Raw genomic sequence first — 24,237 nt, 5'->3', positions numbered from 1 at the left:
TACTTACTGAATTAGTCTACTAATTCCCCCGTGGTATCATTGAGGATATAGTTACAGTGATCTACGTCTTCAGAATTTAATTGAAGTACGCCGGTAAGAGTAACAATTTGATCGGTTTTGAAAGATGGTTTTTGCTTGAAATTAACTTCAATTATTGTTTCTGGTCCAGCACCACCGCAAAAAAAGCACATAGCCATAGGTCTTTGAGAAAGTAAAAGCACCTCACCATTCCCAGCAATGTCCAAAAAGTAACCTTTAATACTTATTTTTTTGCCTTCATAAGACTTTATAGTCTCGCCAAATTTAGGAACCAAAAAGTATAGCTCATAAATTGCATTATATTCTCTTTTAAATTCAACATCCGCAAAATCTGCCCATGTTAATTCTTCTTGCGCAGTCGAATTTGAGCTTATAAAAATGGCAAATGAAAAAAATAATATTAGTTTTTTGCTAAGCATCGGATAAGGTTTTAGCCACATTTAATTTAAAAATTGATACTGAAGCCAAAAGAGTGGCTATAATGGCTATAACAAATATAATACCAAAAAACAATAGCTCAAACATATCAGGTCCAATTATTCTTAATTGATACCCATTAGAATCTTGTAAATACTGAGATACGCCCCAAAGTCCTATACGACCTAGAAGCCATCCTAACACAAAACCTATAAGAGCCAAAAAGATGCCTTCCAAAAGGACTAGTAATAGAACCTGACCTGTTCTAAGCCCATACGTTCTTAACAATGCTAGTTCTTTTCGTCTTTCGCGTATGGTTTTTAAAAGACTAATAAAAATACTCAGCGCAGAAACCAAGAGAATAGCCAATGCTATACCGTTTATAGTTTTTACACCAGAACCAAATAAATTCATGAGTCGCTGAATTTCAAAACCTGGTAAAGCAGCTTGTACATTAGAGTTTTCATTAATAAACCTAGGAAGCTGAACCATCCCAAGAGGGTTCTTAAATTTCACTAATAATGAAGTTATTTCTCTATCTTCATCATGGCCATGCTCTTCACCATCGTCGTGGTCATGATGTTCATGTCCCTCATCGCCATGATCGTGTTCTTCTCCATCTTGATGGTTATGATGTTCATGTTCCCGTTCATCATGGTTGTGTTCTTCGCCGTCTTCGTGGTCATGATGCTCATGTCTCTCTTCATCATGGTTATGCTCTTCACCTTCTTCGTGGTCATGATGCTCATGTCCCTCTTCATCATGGTTATGTTCTTCGCCGTCTTCGTGGTCATGATGTTCATGTTCCCCTTCACCATGGTTGTGCTCTTCACCATCTTCGTGGTCATGTCCTTCATGATTATGGCTCTCCCAAACACTTTCTTGTTTAGTGACCAGTAATTGGTCAACTACAGTTCCTGTTTGCTTTAAAACTCCTGTAATTGTATAAGGAAATTCGTCATGGACATCATCCTCTGATGCAACCAATCCATGTGAGCCAACAAAGCTGTCTCCAATTTTCAATTTTAGGGTTTTGGATACATTATATCCCACTACAACTTCAAAAGACTTATCATACATTTCACCTTCAGCCAATTCAGCATTGTAGTAATTCAAATATTCTGGTTCTGTACCCAAAATCCGATAGCCTTTATAATTATCGCCGTAAGAAATAGGGATAGCCGTTTTTACAAAAGGGTGATTTCTAATAATCTCAGTTTCCTTTAATTTAATGTTTCCCGTAGGATTATCTATGTGAAGTACAGATGACAAAACCAATTGTAAAGGGCTTCCTTTCGCACCTACTACCATATCAAATGGTGCAATATTTTTATTGAGTTGTTCATCTATTTGCTGGCTTAATTGCAAGACGAAAGTCACCAAAGACACACTCAACATTAATAGCATTAGACTCAATAATAAATTGAGCGGTTTAGACACCATATTTTTATATGCGAGATAAGCTATTTTCATAAGATGATCTGATTTTCAAAATGAGACTTCACACGATAATCATGAGTTATAATTATTAAACTACTATTACAGATTTTGGCTTCTTCTTTTAGTAACTCAATAACTTTATCGCAATTCTTGTCGTCTAAATTTGAAGTAGGTTCGTCAGCTAATATAACTTTTGGTTTATGAATCAACCCCAAGGCTATTGATAAGCGCTGTTGTTGACCTTGACTCAAGTTAGTTACTTTTTTGCTTAAATGCTCAGAAAGCCCTAATCTTTCGGCGAGTTCTAATCGTCTAGTTTTATCTAAAGAACTTTTAGGGAAACTCTGGCGCAATCTCAAGTTATCAGAGACATTAAGAGATTTTACAAAATGATATTGCTGAAAAACAAGTCCGATATTTTCGCCTCTAAACCTATCAATCTCACTTCTAGATAATGAGTTTAGCTCAGTTCCTTCAATAGATACTGAACCTTTATTTGGCTGTAATAAACCTGCTAATAAATACAATAAAGTCGTTTTACCTATTCCTGAAGGTCCTAAAATAATGGCATGCTTACCAGGCTTAATGTTGATGTCAGGAAAACTAAATTGTTCACTGTCATCATACGCGTATGTAAGATCTTTAGTTTGAATCATACTTCTAATTATACAAGAGACATGCAAATATAATTGCAACTCAGTTGCGGTTAATAAAATTTTAGCACAAAATTAACTCAATTTATTTAGTCGGTAATTTTAGAGCAATCAAAAAATCATAGTATTCATATTATAGCAAACGAACACACTTATAAAACTGTTAAAAACCTTACAAAATGTTGCGAGGTTTTTTTATTTCATGCAACTTGTAATTGCTATATTTGATTGAAGTCAATTAATTTTAATCTAACTAAACCAACACACACATTATGAAATTATTAGAAGGAAAAACAGCCATAATTACTGGTGCCAGTCGTGGTATAGGAAAAGGTATAGCTGAAGTTTTTGCACAGCATGGTGCAAATGTAGCTTTTACATATAGTTCTTCAGTTGATGCGGCTAAGGCTTTAGAAAAAGAGTTACGTGAATTGGGGATCAAAGCTATAGGCTATCAAAGTAATGCTGCAAGTTTTGAAGAAGCCCAAAAACTAGCAGAAGACGTATTGGAAGCATTTGGTTCTATTGATATCCTTGTAAATAATGCAGGAATTACCAAAGACAATCTTTTAATGCGTATGGGTGAAGAAGACTTTGATAAGGTAATTGAAGTGAATTTAAAGTCGGTGTTTAATATGACCAAAGCGGTACAACGCACTATGCTAAAACAACGTAAAGGATCTATAATAAATATGAGTTCTGTTGTTGGCGTTAAGGGTAATGCCGGACAAACCAACTATGCGGCTTCTAAAGCTGGTATTATTGGATTTTCGAAGTCAGTAGCCTTAGAATTAGGTTCTAGAAATATTAGAAGCAATGTTATAGCACCAGGCTTCATTGAAACAGAAATGACGGCAAAGTTGGATGAAGATACGGTAAAAGGATGGAGAGCAGCTATTCCTTTAAAACGTGGCGGAACACCAGAGGATATTGCCAATTCCTGTGTCTTTTTAGCGAGTGATATGAGTGCCTATGTGACTGGGCAAACATTGAACGTGGATGGTGGTATGTTGACTTAGTTTTAATGCAAACACTAACGATTGTATATATTATTATTGCTGGTATAGCAGCGCTTTTATTAGCGCTGTTTCAGTATATATACAAATCAAAGCTAAAGTCAAACCTTCGATATAGCCTCATTGTTTTAAGGATAATAGCCATTTTTGGAATATTGCTATTACTCATTAATCCAAAGTTTGAATCCAAAACCTATTATGATGAAAAACCAACTCTGGTAGTCGCTGTGGATAATTCAGAATCTGTAGCTTATCTCGGTCAAGACAGCACTGCAAATTCAGTTTTAGAGGCTTTAAACTCAAATTCTGAATTGAACCAACGTTTCAATATTCAAAGATATGGTTTTGGAAAATCAGTTAATAATTTGGATAGTTTGAACTTTAAAGATGGTCAATCTAATATATCACAGGCCTTAAAACAGCTTGGAGAAGTTTATGCCAACACAAAAGCTCCAATAGTAATGCTAACAGATGGTAATCAAACCTATGGTTCGGACTACAGCTACATTTCAAAATCAGTAAAACAACCGATATACCCTATAATACTTGGAGATTCTACTGTTTATGCAGACCTAAGCATAAAGCAACTCAATGTCAATCGCTATGTATATTTAAAGAATAGGTTTCCAGTTGAGATTATAACCAATTACAATGGCACAGCGACTGTAAATACTGAGCTTAACATATGGTCTGGAAATACTGTGGTTTATAGAAAAGCCATTCAGTTTGACGCTTCAAAAACCTCAGAAGTTATTTCCACCACTTTAGTGGCTAATAGTGTTGGAGTAAAAACCTACCGAGTAGAGTTGGTACCACTTTCAAGTGAAAAAAATACAGTTAATAACACTAAAAATTTTGGGGTAGAGGTTATCGATCAAAAAACAAATATCGCTTTAGTATCTGAACGTTTACATCCCGATTTAGGAGCACTAAAGAAATCAATTGAAACTAATGAACAGCGTAGTGTTTCAATAATAAAACCAAAAGATTATTTATCTAAAATAAATGATTTTCAACTAGTTATATTACACCAACCCAATAATAGCTTTAATTCTGTCTTAAGCGAGGTATTTAGACAAAAACTAAATACGTTCATCATTACAGGTGCTACAACCGATTGGAGTTTGCTCAATAATTCACAGACGTTTTTTAAACAAGCTATAACCAATCAAACAGAAGATTTTCAACCAAGTTTAAATCGAAATTACGGTACGTTCATTATCGATAACCTCGACTTTGAGGATTATCCTCCTTTAGAATCAGAGTTTGGAAATCTCGAGTTTTTAGTACCAAATGATGTTATTCTTACCAAAGTCGTTAATGGTATTGATACGAGGCAATCTATGCTTTCAACTTTAGAAGTGGGTAATACTAAACATGCTCTATTAAGTGGAGAAGGCCTATGGAGATGGCGTGCACAGTCGTATTTGGATACGGATAGTTTTAATGATTTTGACAATTTTATGGGGAAGCTTGTTCAGTATTTAAGCTCTAATAAAAAACGAAATCGAATAGATATTGACTACAAATCATTTTATAATGGTAATGACGACGTCATTATTTCTGCGCAGTATTTCAATAAAAATTTTGAATTTGATGATTCTGCAGCTTTAACAATCATACTCAAAAACAAGGCAAATGATAGTACTAGGGAAGTTCCACTTTTATTAAACAATGGTCATTATAATGTAGACTTGAGTGGTATCGCTTCAGGCTCTTATGATTTTACCGTGAAGCATAATACCGAATCCATTGCCGCATCTGGAAGCTTTGAGATTTTAGAATACAATGTAGAACAACAATTCTTAAATGCGGATATAGAGAAACTTCAATCATTGGCCAATAATAGTTTTGGCAAGGCCTATTTTCATGATAGCACACCAGATTTAATTAACAATTTATTAGCAGATTCCCGATATCAAACCATTCAAAAAAGCATTAAAAATATCGTACCTTTGATAGATTGGAAATATCTACTTGGTTTAATAGCGTTGAGCTTATTCGCTGAGTGGTTTATCAGAAAATATAACGGTTTAATTTAAAAGAAATAAAATGGATAAATTACCAAAAATAGGATTGCCAATTTTAGTAGGAATAGTTATTGTTTTAATTATTCTTTTTAAGTCAGCAGTAACCATAGACGCTGGTCATGCTGCAGTTTTGTATGAAACTTTAAAGGATGGTGTTGATTCAGAGAAAGAACCCTTAGGTCCAGGCTTTCACATTATTGCACCATGGAATAGGGTAATCGATTATGAAACCCGTCAACAGGAAATTCCAGAAAAAATGTCTGTGTTATCATCAAACGGGTTGGATATAAAACTTGATGCTTCTGTTCTGTATGAACCAGACGAAAAAAATTTGGGTAGACTTCATAATGAAAAAGGCGAGAATTATTTAAGCAGGGTATTACAGCCAGCCATTCGTTCTGCTGCACGTAGTGTTGTAGGACGCTATACACCAGAGCAATTGTATTCCAGTAAGAGAGATGCCATTCAAACTGAAATTTTTGAAGAGACTAAGAAAATTGTTGAAAGTCAATACATTCAATTGAATAGCGTTTTAATTCGCGACGTTACCTTACCTCCAACAATTAAAGGTGCTATTGAGCGTAAACTAAAACAAGAACAAGAATCTCTAGAGTACGAGTTTAGGCTAGTTACTGCACAGAAAGAGGCCGAACGTCAACGAATTGAAGCCCAAGGTAAAGCAGATGCCAATAGAATTTTAAGTGCCTCATTAACAGATAAGATTTTGCAAGATAAAGGTATAGAAGCCACAAATAAATTAGCCGAGTCACCAAATAGCAAAGTCGTAATTATCGGTTCTGGGGAAAGCGGAATGCCTATAATTTTAGGTAATCAATAAAAAAATGATCAAACACTTGGAATTGTAAAATAATTTTACAAAACTTTGTTTTAACAAAAATCAAATGACAATTAATCAATTACATCATCATTTTCAGGTAATCGCTCAAGCGAGGTGAAAATGTATTGATTGATTTCAACATATAAATTAAACCCGTTTGAGAATATCAAATGGGTTTTTTTTATGGAACTCATTTAATATTCTCAACTAACCAAAGCTAATAATGAGTACGCTAAAAATTGCAGTTCAAAAGTCAGGACGTTTAAATGAAGATTCGCTAAAGATCTTGAAGCAGATAGGAATCTCCATTGATAATGGTAAAGACCAACTAAAAGCTTCTGCCAGGAATTTCCCTATGGAAGTATTTTACCTTCGAAATGGTGACATTCCTCAATATTTAAAGGACGGAGTTGTAGATGCCGCTATTATAGGCGAAAATGTTTTAATTGAAAAAGGACAAGATATTACCATTGTGGAGAAATTAGGATTCTCTAAATGCCGTGTATCCATTGCAGTTCCCAAATCTTCTAGTGCTAAGAGTTTGAAAGACTTAGAAGGTAAGCGTATTGCCACATCTTATCCAAATACGGTCAATCAATTTTTAGATAAATCAGGAATTTCAGCAAATCTCCATATTATTAATGGTTCTGTTGAAATTGCTCCCAATATTGGATTGGCCGATGGCATTTGTGATATTGTCTCAAGTGGTAGTACCTTATTTAAAAATGGATTGAAAGAAATCGAAGTGCTTTTAAAATCTGAGGCCGTCTTGGCAACGTCACCTAAAATATCAGTAGAAAATCAAGCTATTATTGATAAAATACAATTTAGATTAAAGTCGGTATTAAGAGGTCGTGAAAATAAATATGTACTGCTCAATGCGCCGAATGATAGGCTCGATAGAATTTGTAAGCTTCTTCCAGGAATGAATAGTCCAACAATATTGCCATTGGCAAAAGAAGGCTGGAGTTCGTTACACTCTGTAATTAACAAAAATGATTTTTGGAATGTTATTGATGAGCTTAAGGCTAATGGCGCCGAGGGGATATTAGTTTGTCCAATAGAGAACATGGTTCTCTAATGCTGAACTGTCACACTGAGCTTGTTGAAGTGTTGTTTCAGTATCTAATTTTTTAGAAGTTATAATATGAAGTTGATAGAATATCCAAATAGTAAAGATTGGACTGAATTGCTAAAGCGTCCTACCAAAACCGTAGATGATATTGAAGCGATTGTTAATCAGGTTTTTTCGGATGTCGGAAATCGAGGTGATGAAGCTATAAAAGCCTACACTTCCAATTTTGATAAGGTTACGCTTGAATCAATATTAGTATTAGATGAAGAATTTGAATATGCCGTTAAAAACGTTTCAAAGGAACTCAAAGAAGCGATACAATTAGCAAAATCTAATATTGAGCAATTTCACGAAGCTCAGAAAACAAAAAGAGTACTATTAAGTACAATGGATGGTGTAGAGTGCTGGCAAGAAAAACGTCCAATTCAAAAGGTAGGGCTTTATATTCCTGGCGGAACGGCACCTTTATTTTCCACAGTTTTAATGTTAGCTGTACCTGCAAAAATTGCTGAATGTAAGGAGATTGTGTTATGTTCGCCACCAAATAAGCATGGTAAAATTGCTAACGAAATATTGTATGCTGCTCAATTATGCGGAGTTACAAAAGTTTTAAAAGTTGGTGGTATACAAGCGATTGCTGGGTTAACATTTGGTACTGATAGCATCCCACAAGTCTATAAGATTTTTGGTCCAGGTAATCAATATGTAACTGTCGCAAAGCAAATTGCTACTAAATATGGAGTTGCTATCGATATGCCTGCTGGACCAAGTGAGTTATTGGTTATGGCTGATAACTATGCCAATCCTGCTTATGTTGCCTCTGATTTATTAAGTCAAGCAGAGCATGGTTCTGACAGTCAGGTGATATTAGTCACTACATCTAAAGACTTTGCGTTTAGGGTTAGTGAACAAGTAAAAACACAGTTAGAAGCGCTTCCTAGAAAAACGATAGCTTCAGATGCTATTGAGAATTCTAAGATTATTTTGGTGGATAATTTTGAGGTAGCTTTGGACTTAATCGATGAATATGGTCCAGAACATTTTATTGTCAATACAATAGATAACGATTATTTTGTTGAAAATATAGTTAACGCTGGCTCTGTTTTTATTGGTGATTATACACCAGAAAGTGCTGGTGACTATGCCTCAGGAACCAATCACACCTTACCAACAAATGGATATTCTAAAGCCTATTCTGGTGTCAACCTAGATAGTTTTCAAAAGAGTATGACCTTTCAAAAAATATCCCAAAAAGGAATTAAGAACATTGGTCCTGCTATAGAATTAATGGCTGAAGCAGCAGGGTTGCAAGCTCATAAAAATGCGGTCTCATTAAGACTAAAAGATTTGGAATTATGAATGTAGAAAATTTGTTGCGCGATAATATCAAAACGATTAAAGCCTATTCATCGGCAAGGGATGAGTACAAGGATGCTTCTGCTGATATGATCTTCATTGACGCCAATGAAAATCCATTTCAAACCAATGTGAACCGTTATCCAGACCCACAACAGTCAAAGGTGAAAGAACGATTGGCAGAAATAAAAGGTGTTTCAATATCACAAATCCTTTTAGGTAATGGTAGTGATGAAGTTTTAGACTTAATTTTTAGAGCCTTTTGTGAACCAAAAAGGGATAATGTCATTACGTTGCCACCAACGTATGGTATGTATTCGGTTTTGGCTGATTTAAACGATACTGAAATAAAGCAAGTGTATTTAGATGAGGGTTTTGAACCTAAAGTTGGGAAAATACTAGAGACGCAAAATGACAATTCAAAGCTTCTATTTCTCTGTTCTCCTAATAATCCTACCGCAAATAGTTTTAATAAACAAAAGGTTGAAACATTAATACGAGGGTTTAAGGGAGTCGTTGTAATAGATGAAGCTTATATTGATTTCTCTGAGCAACAAAGCTGGGTAAGTCGCTTGGATGAATTTCCCAATTTAATTGTCACACAAACTCTTTCTAAGGCCTATGGTTTGGCAGGTATTAGACTTGGCATTTGTTATGCTTCGGAATTTATTATTTCTGTATTGAATAAAATCAAGCCACCTTATAATGTCAATCAATTAACACAAGAAAAAGCTTTAGAGCGATTGTCTAGAATTAATGAAGTAGAGAAGGAGGTGTCGGTTATCCTAGAGCAAAGACGTTTATTGCAAAACGCCTTAGAAACTATTTCTTTCGTTGAAAGTTTGTATGCTTCAGATGCAAATTTCATTTTGGCGAAAGTAGATGATGCCAACAAGCGCTATTCAGAATTAATTGCCAAGGGTATTGTGGTGAGAAACAGAACGACACAACCATTATGTGAGAACTGTCTGCGTTTTACGGTTGGGACTAATATTGAGAATGAAAAGTTAATAAAAGTATTAAATGAGTTATAACCGTCACATCGAGTGAATTTTGCTCGCAAAATTTGTATCGAGAAGTAATGAGTTCTCGATACTATTTTCTATCGAAAATCACTCGAACTGACGTAAATGTTAAATGATGAAAAAACCTGTATTATTTATAGATAGAGACGGTACACTCATCAGAGAACCAGCTGATGAGCAAATAGATGCATTCGAAAAGTTAGAGTTCTACCCAAAAGTATTTCAATATTTGAGCAAAATTGCCCAAGAATTAAATTTTGAAATCGTCATGGTTACCAATCAAGATGGCTTGGGTACAGAAGTGTATCCCGAAAACACATTTTGGCCAGTACATAACTTTATTATCAAAACATTTGAACAAGAAGGAGTTGTATTTGAAGAGCAATTCATTGATCGAACCTTTGCCAAGGACAAAGCACCAACTCGTAAACCGAATACTGGCTTACTCACAAAATATTTTTCCGAAGATTACGATTTAAAGAATTCATATGTTATTGGAGATCGTCTTACAGATATTGAATTGGCCAAAAATTTGGGTGCTAAAGGTATCTTCATAAATGATAACACCAATCTCGGAACTGATGAAGTTACCATCAGTAATGATGAATTACAGTCTTTTATTGCCCTAGAAACTAATGATTGGGAAGCCATTTATCACTTTCTAAAAGCTAGCGAACGTGTTGGGTTTATAGAACGCAACACCAATGAAACCAAGATTAAGATAGACCTTAATTTGGATGGTACTGGACAAAGTGATATTGATACAGGAATCGCATTTTTCGACCATATGCTAGACCAAATAGCGCGTCATGGACAGATGGATTTAAATATCAAGGTGAATGGCGATTTAGAAGTTGATGAGCACCATACTATTGAAGATACGGCTATCGCTTTAGGCGAAGTATTTGCCAAAACTTTAGGCGATAAATTAGGTATAGAGCGCTACGGATTCTGTCTGCCAATGGATGACTGCTTAGCACAAGTCGCCATAGACTTTGGAGGTAGAAACTGGTTGGTTTGGAATGCTGAATTTAAACGCGAAATGATAGGCAAAATGCCAACGGAAATGTTTTATCACTTTTTTAAGTCATTTACAGATGGTGCAAAATGTAATCTTAATATAAAAGTTGAAGGTACTAATGAGCACCATAAAATAGAAGCGGTTTTTAAAGCGTTTGCTAAAGCCATTAAAATGGCTGTAAAGCGAGATATAGAGAAAATGATTTTACCATCAACAAAAGGTATGTTATGATTGTTAATGTCATTCCGACTGAGCGAAGCTAAATGCCATAAAGATTTCTCACATATGTTCGAAATGACTTTCAGATTTAAATAAATTGTTCACTTGACGGGACTTTAAAGATGCTGATTATAAATTAGAGAATGAATCTAAAAATAGTAAACTACGGAGCAGGAAATATTAAAAGTATTCAATTTGCCTTTCAACGCTTAGGTTATCATGCGGTGTTAACCAATGATGCTAATGAAATAATCAAAGCAGATAAGGTAATTTTTCCTGGTGTAGGAGAAGCCAGTTCTGCGATGAAGAAGCTTAAAGAAAGTGGCTTGGATAAAATCATTCCAGAGTTAAAACAGCCGGTTTTGGGCATCTGCTTGGGAATGCAATTAATGTGTCATTATACAGAGGAGGGTAATACAGAAGGTCTAGGTGTTTTTGATACTCAGGTTAAACGATTTTCTAATACGGTAAAAGTACCACAAATGGGTTGGAATACTGTAAGTAATTTAAAATCAGATTTATTTAAAGATATCAAAGAAGGCGATTATATGTATTTGGTACATAGTTATTACGCCGTAAATTGTGAAGAGGCCATAGCAACCACAGATTATGAAGTTGAATATGCCTCAGCCTTAGAAAACGATAATTTTTTTGGAGTACAGTTTCACCCAGAGAAAAGTAGTAAGGTTGGTGAGAAATTGCTACAGAATTTTTTAGAATTATAGATATGTCCAAATCATTTACTAATAATTCCGTTCAAAAATTAAAAGATCTTTTAAACGAATTTGAAGATTTTGAAAGAGATAGTGTATCAGAATATAAGGCTAATAATTTGGCGAATAATTCTTGGCATCTCATTGAATGGGTAAAATCTGATTATATAGATGTAGTAGAAGAAATGACTTTAACTGATTTTAGGGAAACATTATATCCAAGATGTGAGTCACTCAAAATAATGCATGATATAGCTAACTCCTCAAAACACAAAAGTTTAGATAGACCAAAGGCGACTATCAGAAACGCGAATTTACGTGAAGGTGATTTTGATCCAAAAGATTTTAATAGAAATGATTTCTATGTTTCAAGTTTAGAGATTGTTATGGAGGATGGTACCATAAAACCTTTTTTAGACGAAATCCAGAAAGTTTTACTTTTTTGGAAGGAATATTTTGTCAATGACTTAAATGAAGATATTAACAACTAAAAAGAGATTCCTGCTTTCGCAGGAAATGAATATGAGGATTATACCAGCAATAGACATTATTAATGGACAGTGTGTACGTTTGACCAAAGGTGATTATGACACAAAGAAAGTTTATAACGAAAATCCTGTTGAAGTGGCTACAGCTTTTGAAGATGCAGGTATTCAATATTTGCATGTCGTTGATTTGGATGGAGCCAAAGCAAGTCACATCGTCAATTATGAGGTGTTAGAGGCTATTGCAACTAAAACCAACTTAAAAATAGATTTTGGAGGAGGACTTAAGTCTGATGACGATTTAAGAATCGCTTTTGAGTGTGGAGCGCATCAAATTACTGGCGGTAGCATTGCAGTAAAACAGCCAGAAGTTTTTGAAAACTGGCTCGAAAAGTATGGCTCTGATAAAATTATCCTTGGAGCCGATTGTAATAATGAAAAAATAGCCATTTCTGGTTGGCAAGAAGAAAGTGATTTAGAAGTGATTCCTTTTATAAAGCAATATCAAAGCAAGGGTGTTGAATATGTGATTTGTACGGATATTTCAAAAGATGGTATGTTGCAAGGCCCTTCTTTTGGTTTATACCAGAAAATATTAAAAGAATGCAATGTCATTTCGACAGAACGAAGTGACGAGAAATCTCATTCTATAAAGGGAATAAAGTTGATAGCCTCAGGTGGTATTTCAAAGTATGATGAATTACCACAATTAAAGGACCTAGGATGTGAAGGTGTTATCATTGGTAAGGCTATTTATGAGAATAAGATAAGTTTAAAACAAATAGAGAACTTTATATTGAATAATTAACCGTCATTGCAAGCACAGCGCGGCAATCTATTAAAAAATTGAGATTGCTTCACGTTGTTCGCAATGAAAACTACGAATCATGCTAACAAAACGAATTATACCTTGTTTGGATATTAAAGACGGTCGTACAGTCAAAGGCGTCAACTTCGTGGATTTACGAGACGCTGGCGATCCTGTAGCTTTAGCCAAGCAATATGCGGATTTAGGCGCAGACGAATTGGTATTTCTCGATATTAGTGCCACACAAGAAAAAAGGCGTACCATGCATGATATGGTCTTGAAAGTGGCAGAACAGGTCAATATCCCATTTACGGTTGGCGGTGGCATTTCTACTGTAGAAGATGTGGATGATTTATTGCATTGCGGTGCTGATAAAGTCTCAATTAACTCATCAGCTGTTAAACGACCACAATTGATTAATGAGTTAGTCTATAAGTTTGGAAGTCAATGCATTGTCGTGGCCATAGATGCCAAGCAAATAGAAGGGGAATGGTATGTGCATTTAGCAGGAGGAACCATTCCTACAGATGTGAAGCTATTTGATTGGGCAAGAGAAGTTGAAGAACGTGGAGCGGGAGAAATATTATTCACCTCTATGAATCATGATGGTACCAAATCAGGTTTTGCCAATGAAGCTTTAGCAAGGTTGTCAGAATTGGTAAATATACCAATTATAGCATCAGGTGGAGCGGGAACTGTACAACACTTTGTGGATACTTTCAAGGACGGAAAAGCAGATGCAGCCTTAGCGGCTAGTGTATTTCATTTTGGGGAAATACCCATTATGGATTTAAAACAAGAATTGAAACAACAGAGGATTCCTGTTAGAATTTAGTTGTCATTCCTGCGACCGTGTGCCGCCAATAGCTCTAGCGGTGGTGTAAGGCAGGAATCTCATTTATAAAGATAGATTAACAAGATTCCGCATCAAGTGCGGAATGACAAAAAAGTTTGAAATGAAGATAGATTTCAACAAAAACAACGATGGCTTAGTGCCAGCCGTTATCCAAGATGCAACTACTAAAAATGTATTGATGCTTGGTTACATGAATGAAGAAGCGTATCAAAAAACTTTAGAAACGCAAAAGGTCACATTTTTTAGCCGATCTAAACAACGCTTATGGACAAAGGGTGAAACAAGTGGTAACTATTTAGAATTGGTCAGCATCAAAAATGATTGCGATAAAGATACATTGCTGATACATGTTAACCCTCATGGGCCAACTTGTCATACAGGAACAGATACCTGTTGGCACGAAGAAAATACCCAATCTTTTGGCTTTTTAACCAAATTGGAAGATATCATAACATCAAGAATTGAAAATGCAGATACTGATAAGTCTTATATTGCTTCGCTATTTGCTAAAGGTATCAATAAACTAGCTCAAAAAGTAGGAGAAGAAGCGGTCGAAGTTGTTATAGAGGCTAAGGATAACAACGATGAGCTATTTTTAAATGAAAGTGCTGATTTATTATTTCATTATTTAATGCTTTTACAAGCTAAAGGCTACAAACTTATAGATATTGTTGACGTTTTAGAAAATCGCCATTAATTTATGTTTGAAAAACGCTTTTATTATCTCATAAAAATTCAATATTTAGGGTATCGTTTTCATGGTTGGCAGAAGCAACCCGATGTAAAAACGATTCACTTAATGATTGACAGAACGTTAAAGTATATCCTAGGCGACGTAAAATTCAAAACTTTAGGAGCAGGTCGGACAGACGCTATGGTTTCAGCTAATGAAGCCGCTTTTGAGTTATTCGTTTATAATGAACCAATAGACAACTTTAATGAGTTTTTAGATTTATTCAATTATAACCTACCACAAGATATTAGAGCATTATCCATAAAGGAAGTCAGCAAAGACTTCAATGTCATTCAGGATTCAAAGTTAAAGGAATATCACTATGTCTTTTCTGAAGGGCAAAAGAATCATCCGTTTTGTGCATCTATCCTTGCTACCATTCTTGTGCCTTTAGATGTCGGGCTTATGAAGCAAGGGGCAAAATTGTTTGAAGGCACTCATAATTTTAAGGCGTATTGTTATAGAGCTACAGACAATGGTGAATATGTGAGAACGATTGAATCATGCGAAATAGTTGAAAATACAATCTACCAAGCCAATTTCTTTCCTCAGCAATCCTATGTTTTTAAGATTAAAGGTAAAGGCTTTATGCGAAATCAAATACGCTTAATGTTTGGTTGTTTAATTAAACTTGGTAGAGGAGAGGTAACATTAGGCTACATTGAAGGGAGCCTTAAGGCGGACAACAAAGAAGTGATGGATTATATTGCTCCAGCTTCAGGTTTAATTTTACATCGCCTTGATTTTGAATAAAAAAAGGAACTAGCAGTTGACTAATTCCTTTCTCATGATTGGTTGACTTGCTTTTAACTGATCCAGCCTTTGGAGTGAGCTTTCCTAGAAAACCAAACTAAAAATGCTGCAAATACAATTATGATGTAAGCCATTATTTTGTTATCACTAAAATCCACACCTTTTAAATCAGCAACAAATAAAAAATAGACCATTTGAATAGTCGCAGCCAAAAAGGACAAAATTAAAAGGAATTTTGCAAACTTTTTTCTGAGCAGCAATAGCAAACTTCCTAATACTCCAGAAAAAACAGCAATGGCGAACAAAGCAGTATACCAACCCGGTAAGCTATTCATAACGTCGATTTGTTCTGTAGTATAGGCATCTGTATATGCGCTTGTTTTGTAAGCTTGGCTTAAGTAGCCGTGAATACCCATACTATTCCAGATAAGTGCAATAAAACTCACAATCCAGAACCAAATTGGTGGTTTGTTAATTGGTGTTGTCATAATAAAATTGATTTAATTTCAGTTAGTTTTTAACAACGATAAACCGTTGATTTATAACAACAATTTATAAAAAATTTTATAGAGTGTTAATTTTTGAAATGTTCATGACAAATAAAAAAGGGTGAAAATCTAAATTTTCACCCTTTTTATATACTATGTACTATAGTTATTCTACAACGTGTAGCTTAGGTTCTTTATCAACAAACTTTCCATTAACAGATTCACCTAAGATTAGAACTTCTTTAGAACGCTCGTACATCTTAATAGCGCGATGCATCTGTAGTTTAGTGCCACTATAAAGTTTAACACCTGATTTTGAACCTTTGTTTCTGATTTCAATATAGAAACCATCTTTAAGCTTTGTTGGTCTTGTTGCTGGTCTACCCATAAAATTAGTGTGTGTTTTAAAAGTATCGCATTATACTGAAAATTCCGTCAAAACACAAGTTTATTTGTAACTATTCTAAACAGAATTTTTAACAATCCTAGGATTAACATATTTTAACAAAAAAAGCAAATGATTTTAATACATTTATATTAAATAATTTACTCATGAGTTATACCATCCCAAAAGAAACCCTTACTTTTTTTAAAAAGCTAGCAAAAAATAATAATAGAGATTGGTTTAATGAACATAAACCCGAGTTTAAAGCTATAGAAACTAAAGTTAAAAGTGCATATAATTACTTAGGAGAGCTTATGGATGCTCATGACCAAATTGAAAAAATAAAGATTTTTAGAATCTACAGAGATGTCCGCTTTTCAAAAAACAAACTGCCTTACAAAACACATTTTGGCGGATCATATGCAAGGAAAAAGCCTGAGTTAAGAGGTGGGTATTATTTGCATATTCAACCTAACAATGAATCGTTTATTGCTACCGGTTTTTGGGAGCCCAATAAGGAAGATTTATTTCGCATAAGAAAAGAGTTTGAAATGGATGATAGCGAAATGAGAGCCATACTAAATGATAAAACCTTTAAGGATACTTGGGGCGACTTTGTAGGTGATGAGTTAAAGACCGCTCCTAAAGGCTTTGATAAAGAACATCCTGCTATAGATTTAATTCGCAAGAAACAATACATCTTTATTAAAAAATATAGTGATGATGAAGTTTTAGCAGATGATTTTCTTGATAATGTCAATGATGCCTTTAAGAACATACGGCCTTATTTTGATTATATGAGCGATGTCCTAACAACAAATCTTAATGGTGAGTCATTACTTTAAAATTAAAAAACCGAACATATAGTCCGGCTTTTTTATCTTGATATAGTAGAAAATTAAATTTGACTTAATCCACCATCTACCTCTAATTCTATACCGTTAATATAAGAAGCATCATCCGAAGCTAAGAATAAAGCCGCATTGGCAATTTCTTCCGATGTGCCGAATCTCCCTAAAGGTACTGATGCGGCAAAACCTTTACCCATTTCCTCCACAACTTCTTGAGGTAAACCCATTTTACCGTAGATTGGTGTATCAATCGGACCTGGTGCTATAGAGTTAACTCTAATACCTCTAGATTTCAATTCAGAAGTCAATACTCTTGCATAGGCTCGTAAGGCACCTTTACTAGCAGAATAAACCCCTAAACCATCAAAACCTTTTTGATGTACAACAGAATTGGTAAATAAAATAGTGCCACCATCATTAATATGAGGTAATGCTTCTTTTGTTGCCAAAATTGGTCCTTTTACATTGATGTCAAAAACTTCATTGTAGTGCTCTGCAGTAACATCAGTCGTTGGAGTAGGAGGTGCTATTCCGGCATTGAGGAATAGGACATCTATCTTTCCATAATGATTTGTAGCTTGTTCAATAAGATTCTTATTGTCTTCGTCTTTAGATACATCTGCTACTACAGTGATAAAATCCCCATCTAAATCTTTAGCCACTTCATCTAAAGCTTCTTTTCTACGACCTGATAAAACTACTTTAGCACCTTCTTTAAGGTATAGCTTAGCCGTTGCTAATCCGATGCCGCTGTTTGCTCCTGTAATAACAGCGACTTTGTTTTCTAATTTACTCATTTGTTTTTGTTTTATTTGAAACGTTCGTTCCAAATTTGGTTAAAAAAATATTAATCTAATACAGAGAGTATTGTATTCACAATACTTTCATATTCTTGTTGTTCAGTCAATAAAATCCCAGTGATACGTAATCCTTGTAAAGCAGTAAATAAGTATGCAGCATAGGCTTTTGCACTTTTGTTGCTGTTAATCGACCCAGTTGACTGTCCTTTTGATACCAGTTCTTCAAAAAGATCTTGCATCGCATTTAAATTGTTTTGTAGAAAATTTTTGATTTCGCGATCCTGATTGGCCATTTCAGCGGTACAATTTCCTAAAAAACATCCGTTAGTTTTATCCTCTGGTGATGTTGCAAAAATTTTACGTATGGTTTCTATGGGTTCAGAATTGTGAACCAGAATCTTTTGTACATATTTACTAGCTTGTTTTTTATATACTCGTAAACTTTCTTGATAAAGTTCCATCTTACTACCAAAAGAATTGTAAATGCTAGATCTATTTAATCCAGTTGCATCGACTAAATCCTGCATTGATGTGGCATTATAGCCCTTACTATGAAAAAGCTGCACCACCTTTTCAAGAACTTCATCACGATTAAAGATTTCTACTCTTGGCATTTTATTTGAAATGAACGTTTCAAAATTAGAATAAAATTCTATTCAAAATCTTAAAATTTTCATAAAATAATTTTTCAATCAAATAGCTGCTAAAATATTTTGATTCGTAAACACTTGAATACTATCAATTAAGCGTTCTTTTACAATATTCATCATACGCTTGTTTAATGCTGATGAATTCTGAATATACGTTGTATATTCTTCCATTGTGAATTGGCCAATAATCATCCCTTTAACTGAGTTTCTAAACTTCATATCTTTATGAATAGCATTATCTATATATGCCAATTGCTTAGACAAACTCAATTCATAAAAAACATTCTTGTGTTTTTTGATGTAGTTTTTAAAAACTGCAATTAATAAATCATGTTGCATTTTTATGATAGGGCGAAGGGTTTTGTTCTGAAACAATTCATCAGAACTCATGGAATCATAAATTTTTGCAGAAGTAATAATAGGTCTAATAGCCAGTAGATGCTCAGAACGGGTTGCCATGGTTAAGTATTTAGGATTAATTTGGAATTAAATGTAATCATTAACCTAAAGTATAAGCTAAGCCCCAAATTATGTTGTTAACGGTGTTATTAACAAAAAAGCCAGCTTTTATAAGCTGGCTTATATTTAACTTGTTGTGAAAATGCTTATTTACTGATAAATTCTTCAAAGGTCTTTAGCTCAAGATTATCAGCTTTAGCTTTCTTCTTCAATTTTGCAAAATCAGCTTTAGCTTTTTCAAATCGTTTACTTATAACCTTAAGAGTTTCCAATTCGGCATTTGATGGCTTATCATAACTTCCTGCAATTTTTGAATAGAGGTCTGCCATTTTCTCTCGTAGTTGTGGTTCTGCTGAACCAACATAATTATCACCAGTGGTAATCACCAATGTTTTCTTAAGGTTATCCAATGCAGTCGCAACCTTCTTCTTTTTATCTTTTGTCACTTCATAAAGTGCATCTAATTCATAAACCATATACGCTAACTCCTGCGTCATATCATACATTTTCATAGTGGTTTTATGTTTCAAGGCAATATCGGTCTCACTCAAACCAGTACCTTTATCATTTTGAACTACGAACACATGTTCAAACGTATCTTTCCCCTTTTTTATAACTGCTTTGTACTGTCCGGCTGGCACTCTTGGTGAGGTAAACCCACCAAAGCTAAAGGTTTTTCCTTTTGCTACTTTAGGGTTTTTTATGGTGTAGTTCCAATTAACAATATTTATACCTTTTGCTTTCCCTGGTGTCAAGGACACAATTTTATTACCATCCATATCTTGAATTTCCATAGTCATTTTACCAAAGGTGTGACGCTTAGGAAGTAAATATTTTATCAATGCACCCGAGGGCCCGTTGGAACCTACAAATTGGGTTTCTGCACCAAATCCGTTTCCAAAAGCACCACTTTTATCATTCATAGAGAAGGGCTCGCTTTCAAAGAAATGTAGTTTTTTCTTTAAGACATCCGCATTGATTTCACGAAGCGGAGAAATGTCGTCTATTATAATAACTCCACGACCATGTGTTCCAAGGACAAGATCATTGGTTTGCGCCTGGAGGTCTATAAAGTGAATGGCCACAGAAGGCATATTATTTTTGAATTTACTCCAGCTTTTTCCACCATCTAATGTAATGTAAAGGCCAAACTCAGTGCCTAGGTATAATAAATTTTCATTTTCGTAGTCTTCCTGAATGTTTCTTGCGAAAATTTCAACATCATCAGTAATAATATTAGTCCAGGTTTTACCATAATCGGTTGTCTTGTAGGCGTATGGCTTCATGTCGCCTTTTGTATGACCATCAAAAACGGCATATGCAGTTCCTTTACCATGAACACTAGCTTCGATATGGTATACCCAAGTATTAGCAGGTAAACCTTCGATATTAGGTGTTGTATTGGCCCAGGTCTTCCCAGCATCAGTAGTTACTTGAACATTACCATCATCTGTACCTACCCAAATGATGTTTTCATCTAAAGGTGACTCAGTTATTGTAAAAATAGTAGTGTGGTTTTCAGCGCCCGAATTATCCATAGATAATCCGCCAGAATCTTCCTGATTTTGTTTTGCAGGATCATTTGTGGTTAAATCAGGGGAAATAACCTTCCAAGTATTACCCATGTCCTCAGACCTATGAAGGAATTGACTTCCCATATAAAAACGGTCTGGCTGATGCTTACTCACGGCCATGGGAGCATTCCAATTAAAACGGAGTTTTGGATAATCTTCACTAGGTAATGGTTGAACGGTTTTTACAAGTTTCTTATCAGCATCATAACGCCAAACGTTTTCAGCACCTTGCATTTCCGAATAAATGATATTCTTAGTAGGATGTTTTAAAACTCTAAATCCATCACCGCCACCAATAGAATTCCAATCCTTAGCTTTTACGCCACCACCTGCTTGTGACGGCCCATACCAAGACCCATTATCTTGTAGACCACCATATACATTATATGGTTCTGCATCATCTACACTAATATAATAAAACTGGGATAGGGGAAGGTTTTCAACAATTTCAAAAGTAGTACCACCATTCCAACTTCTGTAAACTCCACCATCTGTACCCGAATACATGATATCAGAATTATTAATGTCGAAAATTACATCGTGAATATCACTATGCATATTCCCAAGGCTTTTAAAGGTTTTACCTCCATCACGGGAGATAGAACCAGACAAACCTCCTTTGACTACAACATCAGGATTTCTAGGGTCTACAGTAATTCTTGAAAAGTAGAATGGGCGTACAGTAATACCAAAATCATTATTAAGTTGCTTCCATGAGCCTCCAGCATCATCACTTCTGTATAGCCCTTTTTTACTATCTTCTTCAGCCTCAATAACCGTATACAGAATATTAGAATCTGAAGACGCAATGGCTATAGCCAATCGTCCTAATTTCCCATCTGGAAAACCATTATGTATTTTATTCCATGTAGTACCACCATCTGTAGACTTATACAGAGCGCTTTTATCACCGCCCGAATTAAAAGACCATCCTGTACGTCTAAATTCCCACATCGATACGTAAAGTATATTAGGGTTAGTAGGGTCCATGGTCATATCGGCACAACCAGTCATGGCATCTACATAAAGTATCTTATTCCAAGTCTCGCCACCATCAGTGGTTTTATATACGCCACGTTCTTCAGAATCTGACCAAAGTGCCCCTAAAACACCTACGTAAATCTCTTTAGAGTTTTTAGGGTTGACAATAATGTTGGCGATACGCTCAGATTTCTCAAACCCCATTTTGTTCCAAGTCGTTCCGCCATCAGTAGATTTATATAAACCATCACCAATTGAGACGCTATTTCTTGGCCAGGTTTCACCTGTACCAACATATATAGTATTGTCTGGGTCATTAGGATCTATTTCAACTGCTCCAATGGATTGACAGTACTCATCAAAAATAGGGTTAAAGGTCGTCCCAGCGTCGTTTGATTTCCAAACACCACCACCAGCAGTACCTGCGTAAATTATCCTAGGATTTGTAGGATGGGCTTCCATATCATTAATACGACCACTCATTAGAGCAGGACCTATATGTCTCGCTCTTAAATCCCCAAAATAACTTTCGGCTTTAATCGTATTATCTTGTGCTGACATTACTGGTATAACACACCAGAACAACACTAAGGCGTTAAATAGCTTTTTCATTTTTTACTGTTTTTTGATATTAGTTGATTAGATGAAAAAAACCTCATGAACAAATATCATGAGGTCTAATTTTAAATTAAAATCGATATTTATAGTTCACCATAAACCATGCAATCGCTATAAAGATTATTAGACAATGTCTCATAAGTTGTCTCATTGTATCCATGTTTAAAGACAGGTTTCACCTGCTATTCTATTTGCAAGGAATCTGCAATACATCGTTCCACTAATTGCAGGATTCCCCTAGAAACGTTTCTTTTCTCTACAGAATTTAAAACCACCACCTTCAAATCTATCTATACGTAGTGAGCATGAATGGCTTTATTAATCTTTTATATTTTTGATTTAAGCCAAATTAATCTTCAGGCATTTTGAAAATGCTTTCATCAACTTCAGCATTAAATTCTACGGATTGAACATTCATCACTAAAGCTACATTACCATTAAACTTATTGGTTTGTGTATATGAAATATATTTCCCATCCACTTCTTGGTAATCACTATATAAGGTCTGAGCAGTGGCCCCTTTGGCTTGTCCTGAAGTAACTTTTGATTCAGAGGCAATAGGCACATAGTTATCTATGTCGAAATAATATAGTTCCGTATTTTCCTCTTCCTTTCCATCTACTAAATCTGGAGTCATGGTAATCTTCACCTTATAGACTTCAGAACCTTCCCAGGTATCTTTACCTAAAAACTCTATTTTATAGCCTTTATCAGCATAATTAAAGAAAGGACTGACTATTTGATCTTTACATCCATTTTTAGTATTTGATGACGTTTCGCTATCAGCAGCTTCAGCTTTTTGAGTTTGAAAGTTCATGCGCCATGAGTTTTCACCATCAAAAGCTTCTACAATGAATGAATTCCCTTGTAAATCTACATCAACGACATAGCGACCATCTTTCATGTAAGTTGCTACAAATGGATAGTCCACCCCTTGCTGATTTGCAGTACCAGTAACTTTCATGTTTTCGACTGAACTCCAAGCGTCTTGACCTCCAATATTTTCTATATAATTGGTAACAATCTCTTCAGCGGTCTGTGCTTGCGTGAGGTTAATGGTAAAACAAAAAATAAGGGCAACAATTAGTTTTTGTGAAGTTTTCATAATGATTTTAGTGTTTTGATATCAATTGGACTAGTAAGTTAATGATTTGTTACAAGAATTCTTTATTTTTTATATTCAAGTTTAGCAAATGAAACTGTAATTTTGAAAAAATAACAGTTGATTATGAAATTTGGAAGTGTTGACAACCCAGAAAATATTGATTTTACCTTACCACCAGACCATCCTGATACAATAAAAGCATTGCGTAAGAACCCTTCTGATATAACAAATATATTCGTGGGCTGCGCTAAATGGAATAGGGCCGATCTTAAAGGGTTTTATCCAAGAGGTACCAAGGACGAATTGGAATACTATTCACGTCAGTTTAATTCTATTGAACTCAATGCGACATTTTATAGAATTTTTCCACCTGAACAATTTGTAAAATGGTATGACAAAACACCTGCTGACTTTAAGTTCTTTCCAAAATTGAACCAAGAGATCAGTCATTGGAAACGATTGAATGATGATGTTGCTCCTATCGTTGATAATTATCTTTATAGTGTTGTTAATCTTAAGGAAAAACTCGGATGTTTGTTCTTACAGATGCACAATAATTTTGCTCCAAAGGACTTTAATCGTGTGACCAATTTTATTGAGGGCTGGCCCAAGGAAATCCCATTGGCGGTTGAACTTAGGCACACGGATTGGTATAATGATAAAGCAGTTGCAGAAGATTTATATCAACTTTTAGAAAACAATAATATCGCTAACATTATTGTGGATAGTGCCGGGCGACGCGACATTATGCATATGCGACTCACTAATTCGAGAGCTTTTGTGCGCTATGTAGGGGCTAATCACGAAAGTGATTACACTCGTTTGGATGATTGGGTAGCGCGATTAAAA

At 35.0% G+C, this 24,237-nt stretch carries 25 protein-coding genes; 15 read left to right on the top strand and 10 right to left on the bottom strand.

The features are described 5' to 3' along the window. Positions 1–11: 11 nt before the first annotated feature. Genes Q0992_RS03245 through Q0992_RS03235 form a run of 3 tightly spaced genes read right to left on the bottom strand, consistent with a single transcriptional unit; the run spans position 12 to position 2,552 of the window. Complete coding sequence (locus Q0992_RS03245) at positions 12–458, bottom strand: hypothetical protein (protein ID WP_299520333.1); 447 nt, start codon at positions 456–458, stop codon at positions 12–14. Next, positions 451–1,929: an FtsX-like permease family protein gene (locus Q0992_RS03240; protein WP_299520331.1), complete on the bottom strand. Its 1,479-nt coding sequence runs from the start codon at positions 1,927–1,929 to the stop codon at positions 451–453. The genes Q0992_RS03245 and Q0992_RS03240 overlap by 8 nt, the downstream gene beginning before the upstream one ends. Further along, positions 1,926–2,552 carry an ABC transporter ATP-binding protein gene (locus tag Q0992_RS03235; protein ID WP_299520329.1) on the bottom strand — a complete coding sequence of 209 codons (627 nt, stop codon included), beginning with the start codon at positions 2,550–2,552 and terminating at the stop codon, positions 1,926–1,928. Before Q0992_RS03235 ends, Q0992_RS03240 begins: the two co-directional genes overlap by 4 nt. Positions 2,553–2,821: 269 nt before the next feature. On the opposite strand from Q0992_RS03235, the gene fabG reads away from it, so the two are divergent. From fabG to Q0992_RS03170, 13 genes are all read left to right on the top strand, one after another. Next, complete coding sequence (gene fabG / locus Q0992_RS03230) at positions 2,822–3,568, top strand: 3-oxoacyl-[acyl-carrier-protein] reductase (RefSeq protein WP_299520327.1); 747 nt, start codon at positions 2,822–2,824, stop codon at positions 3,566–3,568. Between the two features lie 5 nt (positions 3,569–3,573). Beyond that, complete coding sequence (locus Q0992_RS03225; protein WP_299520325.1) at positions 3,574–5,607, top strand: VWA domain-containing protein; 2,034 nt, start codon at positions 3,574–3,576, stop codon at positions 5,605–5,607. A 10-nt stretch (positions 5,608–5,617) separates the two neighbouring features. After that, positions 5,618–6,433 (top strand): prohibitin family protein, encoded by an 816-nt coding sequence (locus Q0992_RS03220; RefSeq protein ID WP_299520323.1) that lies wholly within the window; start codon positions 5,618–5,620, stop codon positions 6,431–6,433. 223 nt (positions 6,434–6,656) lie between these two features. Further along, positions 6,657–7,514 carry an ATP phosphoribosyltransferase gene (gene hisG / locus Q0992_RS03215; RefSeq protein ID WP_299520321.1) on the top strand — a complete coding sequence of 286 codons (858 nt, stop codon included), beginning with the start codon at positions 6,657–6,659 and terminating at the stop codon, positions 7,512–7,514. Positions 7,515–7,580: 66 nt separating this feature from the next. Further along, on the top strand, positions 7,581–8,867 hold the full coding sequence (gene hisD, locus Q0992_RS03210) for a histidinol dehydrogenase (RefSeq protein WP_299520319.1): 1,287 nt from the start codon (positions 7,581–7,583) through the stop codon (positions 8,865–8,867). Beyond that, on the top strand, positions 8,864–9,898 hold the full coding sequence (gene hisC, locus Q0992_RS03205; protein ID WP_299520317.1) for a histidinol-phosphate transaminase: 1,035 nt from the start codon (positions 8,864–8,866) through the stop codon (positions 9,896–9,898). Before hisD ends, hisC begins: the two co-directional genes overlap by 4 nt. A gap of 106 nt (positions 9,899–10,004) precedes the next feature. Then, entirely contained in the window at positions 10,005–11,141 is a 1,137-nt protein-coding gene (hisB, locus tag Q0992_RS03200; protein WP_299520315.1) for a bifunctional histidinol-phosphatase/imidazoleglycerol-phosphate dehydratase HisB, read from the top strand. 131 nt (positions 11,142–11,272) lie between these two features. Next, positions 11,273–11,854 carry an imidazole glycerol phosphate synthase subunit HisH gene (gene hisH, locus Q0992_RS03195; RefSeq protein ID WP_299520313.1) on the top strand — a complete coding sequence of 194 codons (582 nt, stop codon included), beginning with the start codon at positions 11,273–11,275 and terminating at the stop codon, positions 11,852–11,854. 2 nt (positions 11,855–11,856) lie between these two features. After that, entirely contained in the window at positions 11,857–12,333 is a 477-nt protein-coding gene (locus Q0992_RS03190) for a hypothetical protein (protein ID WP_299520311.1), read from the top strand. Between the two features lie 31 nt (positions 12,334–12,364). After that, the gene (gene hisA, locus Q0992_RS03185; RefSeq protein WP_299520410.1) at positions 12,365–13,135 is read left to right on the top strand and encodes a 1-(5-phosphoribosyl)-5-[(5-phosphoribosylamino)methylideneamino]imidazole-4-carboxamide isomerase; all 771 of its coding nucleotides are present in this window, start codon (positions 12,365–12,367) and stop codon (positions 13,133–13,135) included. A 79-nt stretch (positions 13,136–13,214) separates the two neighbouring features. Beyond that, entirely contained in the window at positions 13,215–13,970 is a 756-nt protein-coding gene (hisF, locus tag Q0992_RS03180; RefSeq protein WP_299520309.1) for an imidazole glycerol phosphate synthase subunit HisF, read from the top strand. A 121-nt stretch (positions 13,971–14,091) separates the two neighbouring features. After that, positions 14,092–14,688 carry a bifunctional phosphoribosyl-AMP cyclohydrolase/phosphoribosyl-ATP diphosphatase HisIE gene (hisIE, locus tag Q0992_RS03175; protein WP_299520307.1) on the top strand — a complete coding sequence of 199 codons (597 nt, stop codon included), beginning with the start codon at positions 14,092–14,094 and terminating at the stop codon, positions 14,686–14,688. A gap of 3 nt (positions 14,689–14,691) precedes the next feature. Beyond that, the gene (locus Q0992_RS03170) at positions 14,692–15,477 is read left to right on the top strand and encodes a tRNA pseudouridine(38-40) synthase TruA (protein ID WP_299520305.1); all 786 of its coding nucleotides are present in this window, start codon (positions 14,692–14,694) and stop codon (positions 15,475–15,477) included. A gap of 53 nt (positions 15,478–15,530) precedes the next feature. On the opposite strand, the gene Q0992_RS03165 is transcribed toward Q0992_RS03170, so the two are convergent. Both Q0992_RS03165 and Q0992_RS03160 read right to left on the bottom strand, forming a co-directional pair. Next, a complete protein-coding gene (locus Q0992_RS03165) occupies positions 15,531–15,965 on the bottom strand; it encodes a hypothetical protein (protein WP_299520302.1) in 435 nt (144 codons plus the stop codon). Between the two features lie 166 nt (positions 15,966–16,131). Then, positions 16,132–16,353, bottom strand: coding sequence for a hypothetical protein (locus Q0992_RS03160; protein WP_296351685.1), 222 nt, complete (start codon positions 16,351–16,353; stop codon positions 16,132–16,134). A 164-nt stretch (positions 16,354–16,517) separates the two neighbouring features. On the opposite strand from Q0992_RS03160, the gene Q0992_RS03155 reads away from it, so the two are divergent. After that, positions 16,518–17,195, top strand: coding sequence for a DUF2461 domain-containing protein (locus Q0992_RS03155; protein WP_299520298.1), 678 nt, complete (start codon positions 16,518–16,520; stop codon positions 17,193–17,195). A 53-nt stretch (positions 17,196–17,248) separates the two neighbouring features. Here the strand turns inward: Q0992_RS03155 and Q0992_RS03150 are convergent, their stop codons facing one another. From Q0992_RS03150 to Q0992_RS03130, 5 genes are all read right to left on the bottom strand, one after another. Further along, positions 17,249–17,998 (bottom strand): SDR family NAD(P)-dependent oxidoreductase, encoded by a 750-nt coding sequence (locus Q0992_RS03150; protein ID WP_299520296.1) that lies wholly within the window; start codon positions 17,996–17,998, stop codon positions 17,249–17,251. A 50-nt stretch (positions 17,999–18,048) separates the two neighbouring features. Beyond that, entirely contained in the window at positions 18,049–18,615 is a 567-nt protein-coding gene (locus Q0992_RS03145; protein WP_299520293.1) for a TetR/AcrR family transcriptional regulator, read from the bottom strand. A 78-nt stretch (positions 18,616–18,693) separates the two neighbouring features. Beyond that, positions 18,694–19,110 carry a glyoxalase gene (locus tag Q0992_RS03140; protein ID WP_299520290.1) on the bottom strand — a complete coding sequence of 139 codons (417 nt, stop codon included), beginning with the start codon at positions 19,108–19,110 and terminating at the stop codon, positions 18,694–18,696. 146 nt (positions 19,111–19,256) lie between these two features. Next, complete coding sequence (locus Q0992_RS03135) at positions 19,257–22,277, bottom strand: hypothetical protein (RefSeq protein ID WP_299520287.1); 3,021 nt, start codon at positions 22,275–22,277, stop codon at positions 19,257–19,259. Between the two features lie 355 nt (positions 22,278–22,632). Next, the gene (locus tag Q0992_RS03130; protein WP_299520284.1) at positions 22,633–23,388 is read right to left on the bottom strand and encodes an outer membrane lipoprotein-sorting protein; all 756 of its coding nucleotides are present in this window, start codon (positions 23,386–23,388) and stop codon (positions 22,633–22,635) included. A gap of 123 nt (positions 23,389–23,511) precedes the next feature. Here Q0992_RS03130 and Q0992_RS03125 point away from each other — a divergent pair. After that, positions 23,512–24,237: DUF72 domain-containing protein (locus Q0992_RS03125; RefSeq protein ID WP_299520280.1), on the top strand; the 726-nt coding region annotated here is incomplete at its 3' end.

This window comes from Winogradskyella sp. (genome assembly GCF_028289625.1).
Taxonomy (GTDB): domain Bacteria; phylum Bacteroidota; class Bacteroidia; order Flavobacteriales; family Flavobacteriaceae; genus Winogradskyella.
Note: the sequence above shows the minus strand (reverse complement) of the source record. Positions and strands in the feature narration are given on the sequence as shown.